We start from the raw sequence: 20,064 nt of genomic DNA, 5'->3' as shown, positions 1-20,064 counted from the left end.
CGGGCTGAGCAAGGGTCTTGCAGAAAGCTTAGTTAACTGAAATGTAGCCTTTCTTCTCTACGATTTTTTGCGCGTCAGCAGAATCCATCCAAGCTAGGAATTTTTGGGTTTCAACTGATGGCTTACCTTCTTTGTAAAGTACTAGGAATGGACGCGCTACTTTGTAAGAGCCGTTTTTCACATTGTCTACCGTTGCTGGCGTACCATTGATATCAAGAGCGTTTACTGAATTATCCACAGTACCTAATGAGATGTAGCCGATAGCGTACGGGTTTGAAGCAACCATAGTTTTCAGTGCACCGTTACCGTTTGCAACTTGAGCGCGCTGAGAAATCGCAGACACTTTTTTACCTGAGATTTTCTTTTTCAGTTTCATGATGTCTTCAAATGCACCACGAGTACCCGATGCCGTATCACGAGTAATCGCAACGATAGGCTTATCTGCTCCGCCAACATCTTTCCAGTTAGTGATTTCACCTTTGTAGATAGCGGTTACTTGCTCCGCCGTTAGGCCAGAAATCTTGTTTTTTGGGTTAACAACAACGGCGATACCATCACGAGCAACCACTTTCTCTACTAGTGTTGACTCTTTTTCAGAATCTTTAAGGTTACGAGAAGACATACCTAAGTCAGCTGAACCATTCTTCGCTGCTTTAACGCCTGCTGAAGAGCCCGGTCCTTGAACTTCGATGAACACGTTGCTGTGTTCTTTCATGTAAGTTTCAGAGAACAGCTCCATAAGAGGAGTAACACTGCTTGAACCTACTGCTGAGATAGTTTCTTTTGCAGCTACAGTATTCATTGTTAGCGCGCTTACTAGAGCGACGGCACCGATAATTGTCTTTTTCATCTCTTTGTTTCCTTCCTGGCGAAAATGCCGTTGAGTTATCTATGTGAACGGTGCTCACTTTAGAAATACTTTGTGACAGTTGTGTTTCACTTCGTTGAAGCCTCTGTGACAAGAAAGAAAACAGACTTAACCGATCACAACATGATGAAATGCGAACAAAAAACGGGCAAACATCAACAAATTGTTTATCTTTGGAACAAAAACAGAACGGCGTTCTAACATCATTGACTGACCTCTTCAGTTTTGCGACACGCGTCCTGTTTATTAATTGAATTATTAGTATAAGCCTATAGAATCGAACGATTCTCACTTACAAATTTTGGTTTATTGTAGGGATTCAAATGCGCCAAATACTCTCCGGTCTGTCGATCAAGACACAAGTTGTGTTACCGATCATCGCCTCTTCCATTTTGCTACTCACAGGGATCATTTTTAGCAGCCAAGTTTTAAAGTCCACATTCAACCATGTCTCTAACTCCACTGAAGAGCTCATCTTGCACAAAGATGAAGTAACAAAACTCGTCGATAGTATCTACTGGATGAGAATTCAGGCTATCTACGGCATTTTTAAGCCAAGTGATGTCCATAATATTCCTAAAGTCATCAATGAGACCCAATCAAAGGCAAAAACCTATCTTAGCTCTTTGGCATCGGTACAAGGCATGGAGTCAGATGTAAGAGAGTTTGAAAAGACATTCCAGCAATACACGATTATTTTGGGTGAGAAGCTATACCCGCTATTGGTTGAAAAACACAAAAACCAATCGTTATCGGCAGAGCAGCAACGTCAGTACGATTCCGCATCATCGGAAGGCCGAGAAGTTGGCAACCGCTTAGTTCAGCAGCTAGATAATTTGTCTGAAAGACTCAACCAGATTGCCTTGAATCATATTGTTCATCATGAAGCTAAGCACAGTAACATTTTGTGGGCATCATCAGCTGGTATGGTCGCGCTACTCCTGTTAACCGCATTACTCAGCTGGATGTTGGCAGGTGTCATCGTATCGCCAATCAAAGCTTTACAAAAAGTGATGAAAGAGTTGGCGGCTGGCAATCTTAACGTAAAGGCAAAACCAGAAGGTGATAATGAACTCTCTGCATTAGGAGAAGATGTAAATGCCACCATCGGACAACTGAAATCGACCGTCGAAACGTTGGAGCGAATTAGTCATGATGTTGCTTCTGCTTCAACTGAGCTCGCCGCTGTTATGGTTCAATCAAGTCAAAACTCGGACCAAGAAAAAGACGAAATAGAACAAATTTCTTCGGCAATCAACCAACTTGAAGGAGCAGCAGCGGAAACAACGCAAAACGCTACTCAAGCAGACTCACAAACGTTGCGTGCACAGAAAATGACTAAGCATAGTGTTGAGATGTTTGATCGCAGCAAGACTGTCAGTGAAAAGATGTCTTCAGAGATTGGCAATGCTGCTGAGTTAGTCAATGCCGTTTCATTGCAATCAGATCGTATCGGCAAAGTAATCGAGGTAATCGAAGATGTGTCTGAACAAACCAATCTTCTTGCGTTGAATGCAGCTATCGAAGCGGCGCGCGCCGGAGAAAGTGGTCGCGGGTTTGCGGTTGTAGCGGATGAGGTTCGCTTGCTGGCTGCTCGAACTCAAGAGTCCACCAAAGAAATTCAAAGTATTATTGAAGAGCTGCAGTCCACCTCAGTTCAAGCGAATCAATCAATGGAATCCAGTATTAGCTCTCTAGAGCAAAACGATGAAATGTCAGCGGGAATGCGCCAGTCAATAGAAGACATCCACCAGACTATTTGCGAGCTAACGTCTATTAATGCTCAAGTGGCCGTCGCGGCAGAAGAGCAAAGCGAAGTAACTGCGGATATCAATATGAACCTGAAAAACATCTACCAGTTAGTGACTGAAAATGTAACGGGGATTAACCAATCTGCCAGTGCTAGCCAAGAGCTATCTCAACTTTCAGAGAAGCAGCAACAACAGCTATCTTTCTTTAAGGTGTGAACCTTTACTAAGAAGCAAAACAAAAGGGATAACCACTGGTTATCCCTTTTTCATTACAATCCGATTTGATTGTTACTCGTCATCCAATTTTGGGGCAATTTTCTTCTTAGGAATAAACACCGCATCGCCCGCTGGCACGTTCTTTAAGAAACTCTTATCAACGCGCTTTGATGATTTCTTTTGTGTGCTACTGCGTTTATTCGCTGGGCGTTTGTTTTTAGGCACTGGTCGCTTGGTGTTTCGCTTGTCTCGGAAACCTTTAAACTTGCCAACCATGCCTTCAATTTTGTCAAAGCTGATGTCTTGTTGTAAGAAACTCTCAACTCGTTTGAAGCTCTGCCAATCTTTTGGTCCTACCAAAGAAACGGCAAAACCGCGATTACCCGCTCGACCAGTTCTGCCGACCCTGTGAACGTATTCTTCCGTATGTTTCGGCATGTCAAAGTTAATCACGTGGGTCACATTGGCGATATCGAGCCCACGTGACGCAACATCAGTGGTCACCAAAATTTTGAATACCGCACGCTCAAACTGACTCATGATGGTATTGCGCTGGTTTTGATTTAAATTGCCGCTCAAGGCAACTGCTTTCAAATTCGACTCATTGAGCTTTTTGGTAAGACGTTCAGTATCGTCACGCGTTGCTGTGAAAATGATAACCTGTTTGTACTCGGCATCTGTCAGTACTCGCGAAAGTAAAGCTTCCTTGTGATCTAGGTGATCGCACAAATAAAAAGTTTGTTCGATATCAGAGTGCTGTGATGCGCCTGAGCCCACTGCAATGCGCTTAGGGGCTTCTAGCATTTCAATCGCAATATCGTTCACTTCCGCGTGCTCAAGCGTTGCCGAAAACATTAAGGTTTGGCGACGTCTGTGTTTTGCTGCGTTGTGAATACGACGTAGTTCAGGTGCAAAACCGAGATCCAACATTCTGTCAGCTTCATCTAACACCAAGGTTTCCAAACCATCTAAGAATAGAGAACGATGTTCTAGGTGATCCGCCAAGCGTCCCGGAGTGGCAACAATAAACCTAGGATAACGACGTAACGCTTTCACCTGATCGTTAAAGTTTTCACCACCCACAATGAGAGTCGCCGTGTAAGACAAACCGCCCAACATGGATTTAAGCTCACCATATACCTGCTTTGCCAACTCTCGAGTTGGTGCCAAGATTACTCCGCGTGGATCTTTTGCTGAAAATGCTTTGTTTTTTAAAGCCTTATGAAGCATAGGTAACACAAACGCAAGTGTCTTACCTGAGCCGGTTTTAGATGACGCCAACAAATCCTTACCAGCAATCGCTACTGGGATCGCTTTTTGTTGAATTTCGGTTGGTTTTTTAAACGCGTAATGATTCACGTTTTTCAATAGGCGATTATCTAAACCTAAGTCTTTAAACTGCAAAGTCTTCTCCACTATTTAGTCAAAGTTCTAGTTGCAAGTTCTGCAACACAAAAAAGGCGCGCTATCATATCGCACTCTTTGGCAATAAGCATAACACTTCTGGTACTACTTACCGTCTATTGTGCTGATCGCACTTATCATCCAGTCAATGCATTACTTAGCTTCGCGATTCAATGAATAAACTTATGCACCTGCCCTTCCCCAAACCCCTCTCCAAAGGTATGAATTTACTCGATTAGACTTGTTCCCATTTGATTTGACCATTAGAGTCTAGCTCTATGAATTATCGTCAAATCATTCAAGTTGACATGAAATGGTGTCACAATAGACAAAATGCTACGTTTGGCAGATTTTTGTCTAATTGAGCAAATAGTTAAGAATGACACTATAGTCTATGAGTGGTCAGAACAAACCTAACAGGAGTTCAACATGAACAAAGCTTTCCTAGCAACCACTATTGTTTCAGCCATTGCGCTAACAGGCTGTGCCAACGATTCAGCGCTATCTGCAAAGATAGATGAGTTATCAGCTCAGGTTGACCAACTGTCGACCCAAGTGAATTCAATGCAAAGCAACTTATCTTCTGATGTAAAGATGGCGGGTGAGTCGGCAATGGACGCCAAAAACGCAGCAATGGCAGCTCAAGAAGAAGCCGAACGCGCGAACGACAGAATCGATAACATCGCACAATCGTATAAAAAGTAATTGTTACTTACTTCTGAAAGCCGCCACAGTTAAACTCTGGCGGCTTTCTTATAGCCTGTTATCGGTCGTCATTTCCCCGATACAGCTCTACTGGCAGTCCATTTTGAGCAGCAATCGCAGCTTTAGCTTTGCTAGGCTCCACACTGAATGCTTCCATCCACCAGCCTAATTCTTGCGGTAAGGTTAATGGCTCTCGTTTGCCATCACTTCTTGTCAAAGGCTCGTGTGCTTCAATGAAAAGCGTTCGGTCAGCTTCAAGTGCAACCTTGATTGGCTGGTTAATCACTTGAACTGGCGTACCAATTGAAACCTGTTGAAACAACCATTCGATATCGCTGGGGTTCATTCGAATACAGCCTGAACTCACTCTAAGCCCAATGCCAAAATCTTTGTTGGTGCCATGAATCAGGTACTCTCCAACGCCATAAGACAATCTAAGCGCATACTCACCCAGCGGATTGTCTGGTCCTGCGGGCACAACTTTAGGTAATTCGATTCCTTTGGCCAAATACTCTTTACGAATCGTCTGAGTTGGTGTCCAAGTCGGCTGTTCTCGTTTTTGGCTAATTTTGGTGTTCATGACTGGTGTATCACGACCAATTCTGCCAATACCCACTGGAAACACATGAACGAGATTACTCTTCGGCGGATAGTAATACAGCCTAAGTTCGGCAAGATTGACAACAATGCCCTCTCTGGGAACTTGAGGTAATACGACTCGAGTCGGCAAGGTCAACACATAATCGGTTGGTGGTAAAAAAGGGTCAACACCGCGATTGGCCGCCATTAATGCAAGCAGGCCAATACCATATTGATCTGCAATGTCGGCCATGCTCTGACCCTTTTCAACCACGTGATAAGTGGTCCTGCCCACAATGTTACTGCCAAGTTCCGGTAGCGCGTAGGAATTTGCATAACTGAATGTGGTGCTGAATAACAGAAGTAGGCTACTCGCTTTCCACCAGCTGGTTTTTCGCTTTTTTGTACCGCTCAAGCGTCTTTTCTCTCGCCAATTTGTGGTCAACTATAGGTGAAGGATACTCCAAAAACTTCGCGTTTGGCGACTTCCATGGTTGGTGAACGAACTTATCAGCAACTTGCTTAAGTTCCGGAATCCATTTTCGAACAAAACGGCCATCCGCATCAAACTTTTCCCCTTGCGAGGTTGGATTAAAAATTCGAAAGTATGGCTGCCCATCGCATCCTGTTGATGCACACCATTGCCAGCCTCCGTTGTTGGCGGCATAGTCTCCGTCAGTCAACTTGCTCATGAAATAGTCTTCGCCTAACCGCCAGTCGAGTTGCAAGTCTTTAACCAAAAAGCTGGCTGTAATCATCCTCAAGCGATTGTGCATCCAACCAGTTTGATTCAGTTGTCGCATTGCCGCATCGACTATCGGGTAACCCGTATTGCCCTGGCACCAACGTTCAAACAATGACGAATTTGTCTCCCATGCTAGGTGACGTCCCCAACTGGCAAAACTCTCTCCGCGACTTAGTTTGGGCTCAAAGTGCAGCAAGTGTTGATAAAAGTCTCGCCACACCAATTCGGATAACCAAACGCTGCGACCACTGGACAGTTCCACATGATCTACGTGTAACCTTGATACGCATTGGCGAACCGACAGTGCACCAATAGCTAAGTAAGAAGACAAACCACTGGTGCCATCAATACTTGGGAAATCACGGTCATCGTCGTAACGGTCGACTCTATCTCGACAAAAAGTTCTCAACGCACCTAAGATATCCGCAGTTTCAACACTCAGTTCCGACTTAACTGAAGTTGGATAACTGAACACTGAATTTTCAGTAAGCAACCAATCTCTAGGAACGTTTTCGTTCAACGCGTTGTCTAGTTTAGGCAGTTTTTGAGCCCAAGTTGGGCTTTGATAAAACTGCTTCAAATAGGCATTTTTGAAAGGAGTGAAAACCTTAAAATACTGCCCTTGTTTGTTTACCACAGAACCCGGAGCCAACAGACATTTGTCATCGTATTCCAAGCATTGAACCCCGCGCTCATGTAAACGATTGACGATTAGGCGGTCACGATTAACTTCGTTAAGTTCATACTCTTTGTTGAAGTGCAACGCCTCAACAGACAAAGTGGACACAAGTGTGTCAATGACGTTTACCGCATCGTTAAAACATTCACATTCGCGATAAAGCAACGGGATATTGTGCTTTTCCAACTCCTGAGCAATCACCCGCAAACGTCGCCATATTAGCTCTGCTTGCGATTCAGACATATGGTGTTGCTTCCACTGTTCAGGTGTTGCAACAAACACCGCGCACAGAGGTTGTCCGGTTCGATTACTCTCTTCCACTGCTTTGATAAGAGCGGTGTTGTCTTCCAGTCTCAAGTCGCGTCTCAACCAAACTAGCTGCATACGTTAGGCTCCCATCCTTGCTTGTAGCACACGTCAGCCCAAAGTTGCTGAGTCTCTTGATCCAATGGTGTCGGTGAATACAGATAAGCGAATGTATAACGACCCGATTCACGTATGGAAAGCCACGATGATAGATCTACTACTTCTTCGACAATTGTGACCCTGTAACCCAACTCTGTTAGCCGTAACGCCTCAAACCAACATAAAATGTCACCACGCTTGCTCTTTGAGGTAAGGAGAATCTGCTCTTTGGAAGCCGATTTCAGCTCAGCATCAATAATCTTGGCTATTCGACTGACTAAAATTGACTCCAGCAAGCTGCGCTGCACAACCGATACGGCGCGTTTTAACTGACTAAGTGTTTCAAGCAATGGTAACAGAAACTGAGTCTTTACAATTTCAGTGGGATACTCTTTAAAGGTAGAGCTAATTACCTGATCCGCCTTCGAACGATTTAAATTAGCTAGGTGATCAAGCACTACAGATACCGACTCTAGTTGTGAAGTACTGTCATCACTCATACTCAGCTCGGTGTTTCCTTGTTCTAATAACGCAGCAACTTTACCAATGGATACGCCTTTAGCCAGCCAGCCTTGGATGTGACGAATCACTTCAATGTGTTCGTCACTGTATAACCGGTGGCCTTTGCTGGTTCGTTCCGGTTCTACTAGTCCATAGCGTCGTTGCCACGCTCTCAGCGTGACCGGCTTAACTCCGGTAAGGTCAGACACTTCTCTAATTGCATACATCTTTCTAGAGTGCATAACGTAAACGTAACTCCCGTGGGTAAGGTTCTAAGTATCTTTGCTGGCTAATGTAATCGTCTGGAAACGTAGACAAGTAGTGATTGATCAGCGTCAGTGGGGCCATCAGAGGAATCAGCCCTACACGATAATCATCAATTACTTGTCGTAATTCCGCTTTTTGCTCCTTGTTCAAGCTGCGCTTAAAGTAGCCTTGTATGTGCATCAAGGTATTGGTGTTGTTTTTACGACTTGCTCGATTGGTGATCGATGTCATTAGGCGATTACGGTAAAGCACAAAGAATTCTTCGATATCGTAGTTAGCAATGTCCGCCACCAGTTTGCCCAGCTCTTTGTAGCCGATAGGATCGTGTGCCATCAGCATCAGTTTGTAACGCGAGTGGAACTTGATAATGTCACCACGAGTCGGCTCTGTACCAACCGATTGGTACAAGTCATTGAGCGTGTACACTCGGGTAACAAAGTTTTCTTTGAGTACCGGATCGTTCAGTCGACCGTCTTCTTCAATTGGAAGCCAAGGCATTTCTCTCATCAACACTTGGGTGTACAAACCCGTTGCTGCCTTTTCGGCACTCTGAGTCTTGTAAACTTTGACTCGTTCCATGCCACAAGTGGGTGATTTTGCACAAACAATGTAGCCGCACAGTTGTTCGGTTTTTAGCTGCGCAACTTTCTGTTCACTGTATGCGACCATCGCATCGGTATAATCTTTGTCAGGGTTCTTCGTCTCAACCAGGCGAATACGTTCTTCGTCTGAAATCAAGCGAATCGTCGGTCTAGGTACTGGCATTCCCATCCCTACTTCTGGACAAACCGGTACAAATTCCATGTGTGGCGAGAGTTCTTTGGTGACAAAAGCGCTGATCTTATGACCTGAATCAAACCGTACTTTTTCACCCAGAACACATGAGCTGATGCCAATTTTTATTGTTTGTTCCATGTTTTGCCTCCACAGACATGCCACATTGCAAATGTTATACAATTTTAATTGTTGTACAACTATTACGGCGATGCCAGTAATCGGATCAATGATTCAAAAAACATTTTTGCGTCGCCTAATCGATTGCGTACCGATTACCAACATAAAAAGTGAACAAGCGGCACTTTGTGTTCTATGTTAAATATTATTGTGATCAACATCTCATGATGTAACAGGAGGCAAGACTATGATTTTTGCCAAGCAACATACAACACTGTTCAACTGGAGCTAGATTATGCCAACACCTCATATTAACGCCCAAATGGGTGATTTTGCTGAAACAGTCCTAATGCCGGGCGATCCGCTTAGAGCCAAGTTCATTGCAGATACCTACCTAGAAGACGTTAAGCAAGTATGCGATGTGCGAAACATGTTCGGATTTACGGGAACTTATAAAGGCACTCGAGTTTCGGTTATGGGACATGGCATGGGTATTCCGTCTGCCTGTATTTATGTTCATGAATTGATCGCTGAGTATGGTGTAAAAAATATCATTCGAATCGGTAGCTGTGGTGCAGTACGCGACGACGTTAACTTGATGGACGTTGTGATTGGTATGGGAGCCTCGACCGATTCTAAGACCAACAGAATCCGTTTCGCTAACCACGACTTTGCGGCAATTGCCGATTACGGACTGTTAGAAACCGCAGTAATAAAAGCACGAGAGCAAAATGTTGATGTCAAGGTCGGCAACGTTTTCTCTGCGGACCTCTTCTACACCCCTGAAGCTGATATCTTCGAGAAAATGAGCAAGCTCGGCATTCTGGGTGTTGATATGGAAGCTGCTGGTATCTACGGTGTGGCTGCTGAACTTGGTGCAAAAGCGCTAACGATTTTGACCGTGTCTGACCACATCATCCGTGGAGAAAAACTAAGCTCTGAAGATCGTCAAAAGTCATTTAACGAAATGATGCAGGTTGCGTTAGAAACGGCCGTCAACGTTTAACAAAATTTTATACCCACGTAATCGTAGGATAGTCGTTTTAACGAGAGTCGCGTGGGTATGCAATTCTGGGGAGAGAGGGTGCCTAGCGAACAGCTACCTCTAGCCGCCGACGGTTTGCAGCTCAACTTCTGTAAAACATTGGCGTGTGACAACTTTGGATTGAGCGATCCGAAGCACTATATAGTGCAAAGTACTAACCCACTGCGGCCTATGATGGTATGTCGAGAGTGCGGTGCCTTTCCTCCCTTGCTTAATAATCATTCCGTTCAAACAGAGTTCCGCAGACTGCAATTCGAACAGTTTGTCGGACTTCCCGCTTGTCATAACACAAACTGTCAAAACCTAGGTATATCTGTCTATCAGCGACACAACCTTTACCAATCGTATGGGTTCAGCGGGGATAAACAGCGTTACCAGTGCAAACAATGTAAAGCGACCTTTGTTGATAAGTGGTCTGGGGTAAACAAGCAACTCAAGATTCAACTCGATATCCTCGAATTGCTATTTCTGAACACACCGATTCGACAAATATGTCGTGAACTCGGACTTTATCCAAAATCTTTTTATGATCAATTGTCTCAAATCGCACAACGTTGTCGTCGTCAATCGAGTATTTATGACGCTCGATGGTTAACTCACCACTCAAAATTTTCGCTAGCGACCTGTTACCAAACCTTGCAAAAACAGGCCAATAACGGAGTATTTTGGTTTGCAACTGGCGAGTGCCAATCTGGTTATATTGCGACCCAACACACCAACTACGCGAGAAATCCGATTAATGCCGGACACGTTACCCATAACCCTTATCTTGACCACGCTGAAATCGTTTCAAAGCACTATCAGCCCTTGGTCATCGACTCAAACTCAGTTTATCAAACAGATTTGCTGCAAAGGATCGAACAAAAATACCAATGGATATTGAGCAGAGGTAACGTGGAAGACCCACTTTCCACCTTACCTGAACTTAACTACCCAAACAGCGGTGCACTAATACGACCACCTTATTCGTCCTATGCGCACTTTCTTTCGTTGTTCAGCCAAATTGAGAATGACAAGCCCGTAACTATTTTTATGCCACAAGATCCGGTGTTAAGGTCTGCGGCAATGAGTGTCGCATTGCCTAAAATTCGCCGTCAAAATATCGACTTATACTATGTTGCAGAAGATAAAGGTTGGAGTGCGACCGCCTTTGATGACAAATTTGACATTAGCTACATGGGGTGGTGGCGGGACAAATGGTTGTTCAACCGACAAGGCAAAGTAGCAAAAGGAATTTGCCACCTAGTCGGAAAGAAAAACAAATACAATCAAATATTTAAAATGGGTAGCACCCAAGAAATCATTAAGTATCAGCAAGGTTTTTCAGAAACTTTTTATCAATATACCGACGACAAGCGTCGTTATCGAAACCCCGCTAGCCTGTTGCCACTGTTAGATATTTATCGTGCTTGGCACAATCTATGCTTAGAAGATGAAACGGGTGAGACGCCAGCTCAGAAGCTCGGTGTGGCGGAATCTTCGTTAACATTTGTCGATTTGTTAACCTAGTGGCACATAATTGTGACAAGTGCCAGTAAAACGTCGCTGTTAACGCACTTTTACTAGAGAGATTTCGTACTCTTTTTATAATGCATATGCACTAAAATATAAATTCAGGTGTAATAAAGGTAGCTTGCATTGGACAAAAACCAGATTTTACTCGATACCGAGCTGGAACAGCTGAAGAACCAGATCGAAGCTGAGCCAGAAAAAGTATTGTCTAGTGCTGAACAATGCGTAACACGTGCACGTCAGATAATGTACCCAGAAGGGGTGATTCGAGCACTCGTTATCGTATCTCGCTGCCATTGGTGCTTAATGGATTACCGCCGTGGACTGGCGACAATAAAGGACGCACACAATCGGTTGGCCACCATGGACACCGATGACTTCTTACCCGAAATTTTACATATCCACGCTCTACAGTACTATGGCCAAGCCAAATACTACTCTGCCCAGCAGTACTGGATTAACGCGCTTGAACAGTCAGCACTCGTTGATGAGCAAGAGGTGCAACTTGAGGCGCTTATCGGTATCGGTAATATTTGGCGTATTACCCAAGAATACCAACTGTCAAAAAGCACTCATGAGCTAGCGGTTACTGTTGCTAATAATTTAAGAATCAATTGGTTGGAAGGTAAAGCCCGTATCCTGTTGGCTTGGGACCTCTATCTCCTCAACAACTATGTCGAAATGCTCACCGTGCTAGATGCAGCTTCTGAAGTATTAGCTGATCACGACGATCAGACCTGGCATGCTGAGATCTGGGATTTTCGAGGTTTAGCACTATTGGGCTTGGAAAGGCTTGAAGATGCAGAAATCGCAACGCAAAAAGCCCACGAACTGGCAGTTCAACACAACCTTACTTGGATGAAGTCGCATTCTTATATCAGTCGCGCAAGACTAGAATTACTGCGTAAGAACCCAAGTAAAGCCGCCGAGTTACTGGTGTTGGCTGAACGATCTGCCGCCTCTTTTGACAACGGTGAACTGCTTTCGCAAATCTGTTTCCAACAATCACGGGTTGCTGAAGAAAGTGGCGACATGTATGCGGCGCTGACTTCATTCAAGAAGTTCCGTAAGTATTCTATCGACATGCTTCGTGAGCAAAATGCGCGTGTTAGCAACGATAAAGCACGGTCTTCTAAGCGCCAACTCGAACAAAGAGCGCGTAAGTTAATAAACCGGATTCGTCGACAACACGAATACGATCCAGACAAGTTGCTCAATCAAGTGGTTTCAGAAACCTACTGGTGGGAACAACTGGTTTTGTATAAAACAGAATTAAAAGAGTCGAACCATGCCATCATCATGGTTCATCATGACAATCCCGACTTCATCGATGCTTGTTTAGAAATTGCACATACTTTGTGCAATCGACAAGATTTACTGTCCAGACTGAGTGCAGAAAGAGTGGGCATTTTGTTAGCCGACAAAGGTGACGTTTCACAGAACATCCATCAAGTGTTGGCGAAGATGATCGAAATTTACCCGTGGCAGCGCAAAGGGCTCAATGGTGAGCTTCCCAAGGTATCTCATCATGATATTTTGACCTTCCCGTTCACCATCGACCAATTAGAAGACGAAGATTGAGGTAGTTGAGCATGGAAGCCTTAATAAACAAAATTAGCGATGCCGGACTGGATGTTACGTCTGTAACGGGTGAAGAAGCGATCATTTTTTGGAACTACGTAAGACAACACATCGCAACCAACGCTCAAGAAAAAGCGCAGTGTTTTATTATTAGCTCTGAATATAGAAGCCAACTGCATCAAACCGATAACAGCATCGAAGAACTGCGCTCAGCACTTGAGTTGCTGTCACTGCCTGGAGACTCTAAGCTCGTCCTTGAAATCAAATTTAGCTTAAGCGAACAACTGTTAGAGAATGGCCAATATTTGGAAGCCTTGGAAGAATACGTGTCTTCCACCTCCATTGCAGTGGATTGCGGTCGAATCGATGCTTATGTGAATTCTGTCTTAGGCTTAGGTAACTTGTGCGATGCTTATGGCGACTACAACCGCGCGCTGCGCTATTACCAAAAGATCGACACACTTGATCACGCAATAACCAGTCGCTCTCTTCGCTTGCGTTATAAGTTGTACATGCTGGCTGCCTATCTGCAACTTGGCAGACTCAGCGCAGCAGAAGACCTGATTCGAGAATGTGAAGAAATCAGCATTTTGGTCAGCGATAAAATGCTAACTGGCCAGATACTGCTCTATCAAGCAAAATTGTTCCGTTTACAGGGCGAGCAAAAAAAAGCCATACAGGCGCTTGGTAATGTGAAATACACGGCCGGAAATATTCAGTCATCTTGGCTGTCCAATATGATTCGCCTAGAGCTCGCCAATTGTTTGAACGATTTGGGTCGTAAGCATTTAGCAAATTGGACACTGGAAACAGCAAGTCGCCGAATAAAGCCCTATGGCGCGCCATTTATGGCTCTTAAGCTTAGTAACACATTAGCCGAAGTGTACGAAAAGCAACAAAATTATGAACGTGCGCTGGTTCACCAGAAACGCGGTTTTCGAATCGAAAGTGATTTGATGAAGAAAATCCCGATCAGTGAACTGGGTGCGAGCCAGCTGCGACGTCTATCGCGCTTTGAATTGCAGCTCAAGCTAATTCTATCTGAATTGGAAAATCAAGAGCTTAAAGAAACGACGGAAAGCCAAAAAAATGCGGTGGCGCAGCTTCAACAAGATGTGTACACCGACCCACTGACATCACTGCACAATCGTCGTTGGTTGGATATGAAGTTAAAAGACCTGCTACAACACGACAACCCTTTTGCACTGGTTGTAGTTGATATTGACCATTTTAAATCAATTAACGACGAGCTAAGCCACTTAGTAGGCGACAAAGCCATTGTTAATGTCTCACGCGAGCTCGCGGCACATTTCCGCTTCCATGGCGCGTCCTGCGTCCGTTTTGGTGGTGAAGAGTTTTTGGTTATCCTCGAAAACGTCAATGTGGACCAAGCTGAAATGCACGCGCAAAACTATCGACAACGCATTTATCAATTTGACTGGGCCCCTATTCTTGGGGAACGTGGATTGACGGTCAGTATTGGGATTACCATGCATCGAGATGGCGAAAATACCCAGCGTACCTTCTATCGCGCAGACAAAGCGCTCTATCGTGCCAAGGCAAATGGACGAAATCAGGTCTGCGTTGAATAAATTCGGATATTTTGTTCATTGGAGTCGTAATATGTGCACTCTACGACTCCATCAACAACCATTTAAGCCCCTAGATTCTCTTTACCGTTAGTGACTTCCGCCAGAGAAGAAGAATAGCGACACGCCCAATACAGCAATGATCGAGGCAATAACACTGCGTTTGGTAAGGGCCACACCTTTAAACCAGTAGATACACAGCATGAAGATTGGGCTAGTCGCGATTAAGGTTTGCGCTACCGCTGGGTTTGCGTGTTTGACCGCGTACTGTTGAAGCCAGAGAGCGAGAAAAGTGCCAATAAAAATCGCAAAAAACAAACTGATTTTGTCCGCTTTGGGCATTTTTCTTCCCGTTGCCCACATTCGCAACCATACCTGCTTTGTTGAAAACTGTAACCATAGGCCGACCACCAAGACTCCAGCAGACAAACGAAGCAAAGCTCCGACAAGAGGTTCTATATCAGCTGCAACCAAGGCGTAATGTGAAATGATGACCCCTGTCGCTTGGCAAATACTAGCTAGCAAACCAAAACCAATACCTGACCAGGTGAAATTTGGCTGTAGCGCATCTTTCTGCATCACAGCCATCGTCACACCCAATGTCGTAACAATAACCGCAAGCCACGCATAAGGTGACAAAGGCAAGTTCAGGACCAAAAGGGCAAGAATACCCGTCAAAGGTGGAGCCAGTGATTCAAGCAACAAAGTTTTATTGGCGCCAATTCGCTTTAAAGAAGCAAAATAAGCTGAGTCACCAATTGCAATACCAATCACGCCAGACACCGCGAGTATCCAAAAGTATTTAGGATCGATATCTAGGTTCGCAGTAGGCAGCAAGGCTAAAGACACCAGCATTAGACCACTGGCAATCAAACCTTTTAATACATTGAGTTGTAGCGCTGAAAACTCGTGGCTAAAACGACCGTACAACCAAGTTGCTACCGCCCATACAATAGCCGCAAACAGTGCAGATAGCTCACCTAACACGATCAACCCACTTTTAGCATACGTGTTTCATTACCTTGCGCTGGCACGCTTGGAATATTGCGAGACAAAGCCAGAGAAATAAATGCCAATCCTGCGCCGATGTAAAACACGGCAGATGGCGATACCAACCAAATCAAACCAAAGCTAACTGGAATAACAACCGCTGCAATGTGATTAATGGTAAACGCAACGCCTGCGGTAGATGCCATATCCGCGGGGTCTGCAATTTTTTGGAAATAGGTTTTTATGGCTAGGGCCAAAGCGAAAAACAAATGATCTATCACATATAATGCAGCGGCCCACTCAGCAGATTCAACCAATGCATAACCCACAAAAACACCAATTAAACCAATGTATTCAACGGTTAAAGCCGTACGTTCACCAACTTCACCGATAAAGCGACCAATTCGCTTGGCAAACAAAAAGTTAAACAGATAGTTAATCAAGAACAGAGCAGTAATGTCAGCCGCAGAATAGCCAAACTTTTCAACCATTAGAAAGCCAGCAAAGACCACAAAAATCTGTCTTCTCGCTCCACTCATGAAGGTTAACGCGTAGTAAAGCCAATAGCGCTTGCGCAGCACCAGCTTTTTGTTTTGCGGAACTTTGGCTTCAAAGTTGGGAAAAGTAAACGTGACCCAGATCGTCAGACAAACTGCCAGCCCACCAGTCACTAAGTAAACTGTTTGATAGTCCAACGTCAAGATTTCCAACATAAACCACAATGCGCCATAGGTGCACAATGACGATAACGCGCCGACTGAAATGAGCTTTCCTAATACCTCCGGGGCTTCATCTTTAGATAACCACTGCAAAGACAAAGACTGCTTTAACGTCTCGTAATAATGAAAACCCGTGGACATTAAAAATGTCGTCATTAACAAACCAAACAACGACGGATAGAAACCTGTTATCGCTACTCCAATGGTTAACATACCAAGCGATAACAATAGGAATTTTTGCTCTCGAATAAAAACCAGAATGAAGATGGCGGTAAACGCTAAAAAGCCAGGTATTTCTCGAATGCTCTGCAACAAACCAATATCAGCGCCATCGAACGCCGCTTTTTCTATTGCAAAGTTGTTTAATAGTGCCATCCAACTTGAAAACGCGATGGGTACAATAACGGAGACAAAAACTAAAAAATTTTGTGGTGTTTTCCAATGATTAGGCATCTGCACCTCTATACTTCAAATGCTGCCACTGCTGGTGCCGTTTAACAAAATGGTCTACGTAACTGCAGGTGGGTATTATCAAAAGCTTGTTATCTTCCATGAAAGTAAGCAGTTCTTTCATCATATAAGAACCATATCCTTTTCCACGAAGTACCTCTGGTATATGCGTGGAATGAACATCCCATACATCGTTTTCTTGCCGATATCGAATAGTCGCATCCAGGCCATCTTCCAAGTGAACCAGGAGCACAGATTGGTCGGGAATATGTGTGATTTTTGAACTCATATTGATTATTTGTTAACTGGTTCTAAAAACTACCCTACTTTATATTTGAACATTTTAATACCTAAACCTAAAATCATTATTCTTTCCAATTACCTATGGAAGTTAGGGATACCTAATGACAAGCCAAGCAGCTGCTCAACGCGCTCCTATTTCGCCTGAGAAAACAGTCGCGACACTGATTTCAGCTGACGCTCTGGCCATGCTTGAGCATGGTTCTGAAATGACCATTGGTATTACAACTCCCGTAGGCACCACCTTTCGGGCTAAAACGACGCTAATCGGAAGTCATACCGACAACCTAGTGTTGGTCGAAATGCCAAAAATCTCAGATGAAGATAAAGAGTTTTTCTTTCAAGAGGGTTTTTGGTTAAACGTGCGGGCAATATCGCAGCGCGGCGAAGGGGCGATTGTTCAGTTTCGCAGTCAAATCATACACGTGCTAACTGTACCGCTTGCAATGATGGCGATAAGCATACCCAAGACTATGCAAGTTGCCCAATTGCGCAAAGAGCCACGGTATGATGTCAACTTAGCCGCAAGAGCAGTATCACCAAATAGCCGCGTAGAATGCGAAATTAGAGACCTTAGCAAAGGTGGATGCCGCTATGTGACGAGCCCATTAGCCAAAAGCTTAGAGATTTGCGATCCAGTTCAACTCGTGCTGATGGTGAATGGTAAACCGGATACCAGTTTCCCGGTATTAACAGGCAGTATTTGTAACGTTCAGCGCTGTTCATATTACGCCCGTTATGGGATTAAATTTGACGAAAAAGGCGTAATGTCAGCGAAGGCCTTGCTGGGACGATTAAAATTCGATGGAACTAAGTTGGCATTGAGATAAACCCACCCTTTCTATCCCCATTACACCCATTTAGAAAAGCTAAGTACTACAAAGAAAAAAGGCCAACCGATAAATAAATCGATTGGCCGTATAAGTGTGAACAATATCATTCACTAACAACGTCAGTTGGCTAGGTGACCCTCGGCTTAATAAGGGTCGAAAATTATCTTGCAGTTACCGTGCCAGTTTTTTAACCCCAATTTCATTGACACTTATCACATAAATATAACTCAACAACCCACAATCGGTGCATTTTGCATTTGCAAAATGCACAAAAAATCAGAGTGCAATTAATTTCATTTCAAAAATGTAAAAGTTGCATATTGTTCGGATTTCAGGACAATCGCCATACATATTAGAGAAAACGAAATTCAATGAAGTACTTATCAACTTTTTTAAAAGGTATGGCAATGGGAGCTGCAGATGTTGTTCCCGGTGTATCAGGTGGAACAATCGCGTTTATCACTGGTATCTACGATACATTGTTGGAAAGTATCCGGCGTATCAACCCTAGTATTATTGCTGTAATACGTTCTGATGGACTTAAAGCTGCCTTCAATCATATCAACGGATGGTTTTTGCTGTCTTTGTTCGCTGGCATTTTGACCAGCATTGCTGTTTTTGCTAAAGCCATCACCTGGCTTCTTGCCAATCAACCTATCCCGATTTGGTCTTTTTTCTTTGGCCTCATTCTCGTCTCGGTTTTGCACATCCTCAGACAGGTCAGTAACCATGGTGTTGCAAGCTATAGCTTCCTTACTTTAGGTATTGCATTTGCGTATTTTATTACCGTTTTACAACCTCTACATTTAGACCCCAACACATTCACTATTATGCTCTCAGGCGCTATCGCGGTATGCGCAATGATCTTGCCGGGAATTTCAGGTAGCTTTATTTTGTTGCTGCTTGGTATGTACGCTCCTGTATTGTTGGCCGTAAAATCGTTAGATGTCGCCGTTCTAGCGTTGTTCGCATCTGGCTGTATTTTAGGGTTATTGACGTTTTCTCATGTACTTAGCTGGCTATTAAAACAATTTAGAGACTTTACTCTTATGTTTTTGGTGGGGTTGATGATAGGTACACTGCCTAAAATTTGGCCATGGAAACAGACCATTAGCTGGCGAACAAACTCAAAGGGAGAGCAAGTACCATTAGTGCAAGAAAACCTTTCTCCATTTGAATTCGAGACAATAACTCAGCAGCCATCTCAAATGCTTATTGCTGTTGCTCTGATGGTTTTTGCAATTTTATTGGTACTTGGATTGGAAAAGTTTGCTTCGAAAGGCGGCGAATAACTAGTTTTGCCCGAGAAGCGGTCTCGGGCAAACATTTAACCGACAAGACCTAATTTTCCAAGATCTTGTAAACACTGCTCAGGAGTCGAAAATTGGCATGATTGCCATCCTGCTGATTGTGCTCCAGCAACATTGTGTGGCATGTCATCAAAGAAAAGACAACTACTTGGCTCTAAGCCGTACTTGTCCGTTAAAGATTGGTAGATTTCTTGTTGTGGTTTCAACAATCCGACATCTGCAGATACGATATCTCCATCAAACAACTCCCAGAAGTCGTACTCTTGCTTGAGATAGTCGACGATTTCAGTGACATTGTCAGTTAGCGCATAGACTCCGTACCCAAGCTCTTTCAAGGTTTTAGCAATCTGTACTGTTCCCTCAATCAAAGCTTGCGATGACTTGATTTCTGTAAACAATGCGTCAGCTTCCGAAGCGCTAAGTTGATACAGTTTCACAAACTCGTCTTTACATTCAGCTTCGGTAAGCTCACCTCGGTTAATCTGACGCCAAAGTTCACCGCCAAAAATATCAGTCGCAAGAGCGCTGTAATCTTGTGTTTGGGGAAACACAGCTTTGATGATTTTTTCTGGATTCCATACGACAAACACATTGCCAATATCAAATACAATGTTCTGAATAGAGGTTTGAGACATAGATTCCTTCTTTTAAGATAAAAACCGAGAGTGTTTTATACTAAATGCCTATCACTATCTCTAATTAGCTTGTCTTGTTTGACCAA

At 43.9% G+C, this 20,064-nt stretch carries 18 protein-coding genes; 8 read left to right on the top strand and 10 right to left on the bottom strand.

Annotation, left to right across the window (positions count from 1 at the left end; translation table 11 throughout):
- Positions 1 to 28 precede the first annotated feature (28 nt).
- Positions 29 to 850 carry a phosphate ABC transporter substrate-binding protein gene (locus tag ACXAFJ_RS18015; protein WP_475325339.1) on the bottom strand — a complete coding sequence of 274 codons (822 nt, stop codon included), beginning with the start codon at positions 848 to 850 and terminating at the stop codon, positions 29 to 31.
- A gap of 341 nt (positions 851 to 1,191) precedes the next feature.
- Here ACXAFJ_RS18015 and ACXAFJ_RS18010 point away from each other — a divergent pair, with 341 nt between their 5' ends.
- Positions 1,192 to 2,835, top strand: a complete 1,644-nt coding sequence (locus tag ACXAFJ_RS18010) for a methyl-accepting chemotaxis protein (RefSeq protein ID WP_475325337.1) — start codon at positions 1,192 to 1,194, stop codon at positions 2,833 to 2,835.
- 72 nt (positions 2,836 to 2,907) lie between these two features.
- On the opposite strand, the gene ACXAFJ_RS18005 is transcribed toward ACXAFJ_RS18010, so the two are convergent.
- Entirely contained in the window at positions 2,908 to 4,251 is a 1,344-nt protein-coding gene (locus ACXAFJ_RS18005; RefSeq protein ID WP_475325336.1) for a DEAD/DEAH box helicase, read from the bottom strand.
- Between the two features lie 417 nt (positions 4,252 to 4,668).
- Here ACXAFJ_RS18005 and ACXAFJ_RS18000 point away from each other — a divergent pair, with 417 nt between their 5' ends.
- The gene (locus tag ACXAFJ_RS18000; protein ID WP_475325334.1) at positions 4,669 to 4,944 is read left to right on the top strand and encodes an Lpp/OprI family alanine-zipper lipoprotein; all 276 of its coding nucleotides are present in this window, start codon (positions 4,669 to 4,671) and stop codon (positions 4,942 to 4,944) included.
- A gap of 58 nt (positions 4,945 to 5,002) precedes the next feature.
- Here ACXAFJ_RS18000 and ACXAFJ_RS17995 read toward each other — a convergent pair whose 3' ends face one another.
- The 4 genes from ACXAFJ_RS17995 to ACXAFJ_RS17980 all read right to left on the bottom strand — a co-directional run bounded on the left by ACXAFJ_RS17995 (position 5,003) and on the right by ACXAFJ_RS17980 (position 9,035).
- Positions 5,003 to 5,821 (bottom strand): L,D-transpeptidase family protein, encoded by an 819-nt coding sequence (locus ACXAFJ_RS17995; RefSeq protein WP_475325789.1) that lies wholly within the window; start codon positions 5,819 to 5,821, stop codon positions 5,003 to 5,005.
- A gap of 70 nt (positions 5,822 to 5,891) precedes the next feature.
- Positions 5,892 to 7,331, bottom strand: a complete 1,440-nt coding sequence (gene phrB / locus ACXAFJ_RS17990) for a deoxyribodipyrimidine photo-lyase (RefSeq protein WP_475325332.1) — start codon at positions 7,329 to 7,331, stop codon at positions 5,892 to 5,894.
- Positions 7,322 to 8,095: a MerR family transcriptional regulator gene (locus tag ACXAFJ_RS17985; RefSeq protein ID WP_475325331.1), complete on the bottom strand. Its 774-nt coding sequence runs from the start codon at positions 8,093 to 8,095 to the stop codon at positions 7,322 to 7,324. The genes phrB and ACXAFJ_RS17985 overlap by 10 nt, the downstream gene beginning before the upstream one ends.
- Entirely contained in the window at positions 8,085 to 9,035 is a 951-nt protein-coding gene (locus tag ACXAFJ_RS17980; RefSeq protein WP_475325329.1) for a YbgA family protein, read from the bottom strand. The genes ACXAFJ_RS17985 and ACXAFJ_RS17980 overlap by 11 nt, the downstream gene beginning before the upstream one ends.
- 274 nt (positions 9,036 to 9,309) lie before the next feature.
- On the opposite strand from ACXAFJ_RS17980, the gene deoD reads away from it, so the two are divergent.
- The 4 genes from deoD to ACXAFJ_RS17960 all read left to right on the top strand — a co-directional run bounded on the left by deoD (position 9,310) and on the right by ACXAFJ_RS17960 (position 14,744).
- Positions 9,310 to 10,020 carry a purine-nucleoside phosphorylase gene (deoD, locus tag ACXAFJ_RS17975; protein ID WP_475325328.1) on the top strand — a complete coding sequence of 237 codons (711 nt, stop codon included), beginning with the start codon at positions 9,310 to 9,312 and terminating at the stop codon, positions 10,018 to 10,020.
- A gap of 78 nt (positions 10,021 to 10,098) precedes the next feature.
- Positions 10,099 to 11,568, top strand: coding sequence for a transposase (locus ACXAFJ_RS17970; RefSeq protein WP_475325326.1), 1,470 nt, complete (start codon positions 10,099 to 10,101; stop codon positions 11,566 to 11,568).
- A gap of 129 nt (positions 11,569 to 11,697) precedes the next feature.
- Positions 11,698 to 13,152, top strand: a complete 1,455-nt coding sequence (locus ACXAFJ_RS17965) for a hypothetical protein (protein WP_475325325.1) — start codon at positions 11,698 to 11,700, stop codon at positions 13,150 to 13,152.
- 11 nt (positions 13,153 to 13,163) lie between these two features.
- The gene (locus ACXAFJ_RS17960; RefSeq protein WP_475325323.1) at positions 13,164 to 14,744 is read left to right on the top strand and encodes a GGDEF domain-containing protein; all 1,581 of its coding nucleotides are present in this window, start codon (positions 13,164 to 13,166) and stop codon (positions 14,742 to 14,744) included.
- A gap of 87 nt (positions 14,745 to 14,831) precedes the next feature.
- Here ACXAFJ_RS17960 and ACXAFJ_RS17955 read toward each other — a convergent pair whose 3' ends face one another.
- The 3 genes from ACXAFJ_RS17955 to ACXAFJ_RS17945 are packed head-to-tail and all read right to left on the bottom strand — an operon-like array spanning position 14,832 to position 17,189.
- Positions 14,832 to 15,731 (bottom strand): DMT family transporter, encoded by a 900-nt coding sequence (locus ACXAFJ_RS17955; protein ID WP_475325787.1) that lies wholly within the window; start codon positions 15,729 to 15,731, stop codon positions 14,832 to 14,834.
- A complete protein-coding gene (locus tag ACXAFJ_RS17950; RefSeq protein WP_475325321.1) occupies positions 15,731 to 16,903 on the bottom strand; it encodes an MFS transporter in 1,173 nt (390 codons plus the stop codon). Before ACXAFJ_RS17950 ends, ACXAFJ_RS17955 begins: the two co-directional genes overlap by 1 nt.
- Positions 16,896 to 17,189, bottom strand: coding sequence for a GNAT family N-acetyltransferase (locus tag ACXAFJ_RS17945; RefSeq protein WP_475325319.1), 294 nt, complete (start codon positions 17,187 to 17,189; stop codon positions 16,896 to 16,898). The genes ACXAFJ_RS17950 and ACXAFJ_RS17945 overlap by 8 nt, the downstream gene beginning before the upstream one ends.
- Positions 17,190 to 17,304: 115 nt before the next feature.
- Between ACXAFJ_RS17945 and ACXAFJ_RS17940 the strand changes: the two genes are divergently transcribed.
- Positions 17,305 to 18,030, top strand: a complete 726-nt coding sequence (locus tag ACXAFJ_RS17940; RefSeq protein ID WP_475325318.1) for a PilZ domain-containing protein — start codon at positions 17,305 to 17,307, stop codon at positions 18,028 to 18,030.
- A gap of 374 nt (positions 18,031 to 18,404) precedes the next feature.
- Positions 18,405 to 19,325 (top strand): polyprenyl-phosphate transporter, encoded by a 921-nt coding sequence (locus ACXAFJ_RS17935; protein ID WP_475325316.1) that lies wholly within the window; start codon positions 18,405 to 18,407, stop codon positions 19,323 to 19,325.
- A gap of 35 nt (positions 19,326 to 19,360) precedes the next feature.
- On the opposite strand, the gene ACXAFJ_RS17930 is transcribed toward ACXAFJ_RS17935, so the two are convergent.
- Positions 19,361 to 19,978 carry an HAD family hydrolase gene (locus tag ACXAFJ_RS17930; RefSeq protein WP_475325315.1) on the bottom strand — a complete coding sequence of 206 codons (618 nt, stop codon included), beginning with the start codon at positions 19,976 to 19,978 and terminating at the stop codon, positions 19,361 to 19,363.
- Positions 19,979 to 20,064: the final 86 nt, after the last annotated feature.

Source organism: Vibrio sp. ABH4_348 (assembly GCF_056159765.1).
Note: the sequence above shows the minus strand (reverse complement) of the source record. Positions and strands in the feature narration are given on the sequence as shown.

Bases quoted from the DNA above. Each gene is read 5' to 3' on its own strand.
- ACXAFJ_RS18010 (WP_475325337.1), top strand. From the start codon at position 1,192: ATGCGCCAAATACTCTCCGGTCTGTCGATCAAGACACAAGTTGTGTTA.
- ACXAFJ_RS17985 (WP_475325331.1), bottom strand. From the start codon at position 8,095: ATGCACTCTAGAAAGATGTATGCAATTAGAGAAGTGTCTGACCTTACC.
- ACXAFJ_RS18015 (WP_475325339.1), bottom strand. From the start codon at position 850: ATGAAAAAGACAATTATCGGTGCCGTCGCTCTAGTAAGCGCGCTAACA.
- deoD (WP_475325328.1), top strand. From the start codon at position 9,310: ATGCCAACACCTCATATTAACGCCCAAATGGGTGATTTTGCTGAAACA.
- ACXAFJ_RS17950 (WP_475325321.1), bottom strand. From the start codon at position 16,903: ATGCCTAATCATTGGAAAACACCACAAAATTTTTTAGTTTTTGTCTCC.
- ACXAFJ_RS17935 (WP_475325316.1), top strand. From the start codon at position 18,405: ATGAAGTACTTATCAACTTTTTTAAAAGGTATGGCAATGGGAGCTGCA.
- ACXAFJ_RS17980 (WP_475325329.1), bottom strand. From the start codon at position 9,035: ATGGAACAAACAATAAAAATTGGCATCAGCTCATGTGTTCTGGGTGAA.
- phrB (WP_475325332.1), bottom strand. From the start codon at position 7,331: ATGCAGCTAGTTTGGTTGAGACGCGACTTGAGACTGGAAGACAACACC.
- ACXAFJ_RS17930 (WP_475325315.1), bottom strand. From the start codon at position 19,978: ATGTCTCAAACCTCTATTCAGAACATTGTATTTGATATTGGCAATGTG.
- ACXAFJ_RS17960 (WP_475325323.1), top strand. From the start codon at position 13,164: ATGGAAGCCTTAATAAACAAAATTAGCGATGCCGGACTGGATGTTACG.
- ACXAFJ_RS17945 (WP_475325319.1), bottom strand. From the start codon at position 17,189: ATGAGTTCAAAAATCACACATATTCCCGACCAATCTGTGCTCCTGGTT.
- ACXAFJ_RS18000 (WP_475325334.1), top strand. From the start codon at position 4,669: ATGAACAAAGCTTTCCTAGCAACCACTATTGTTTCAGCCATTGCGCTA.
- ACXAFJ_RS17940 (WP_475325318.1), top strand. From the start codon at position 17,305: ATGACAAGCCAAGCAGCTGCTCAACGCGCTCCTATTTCGCCTGAGAAA.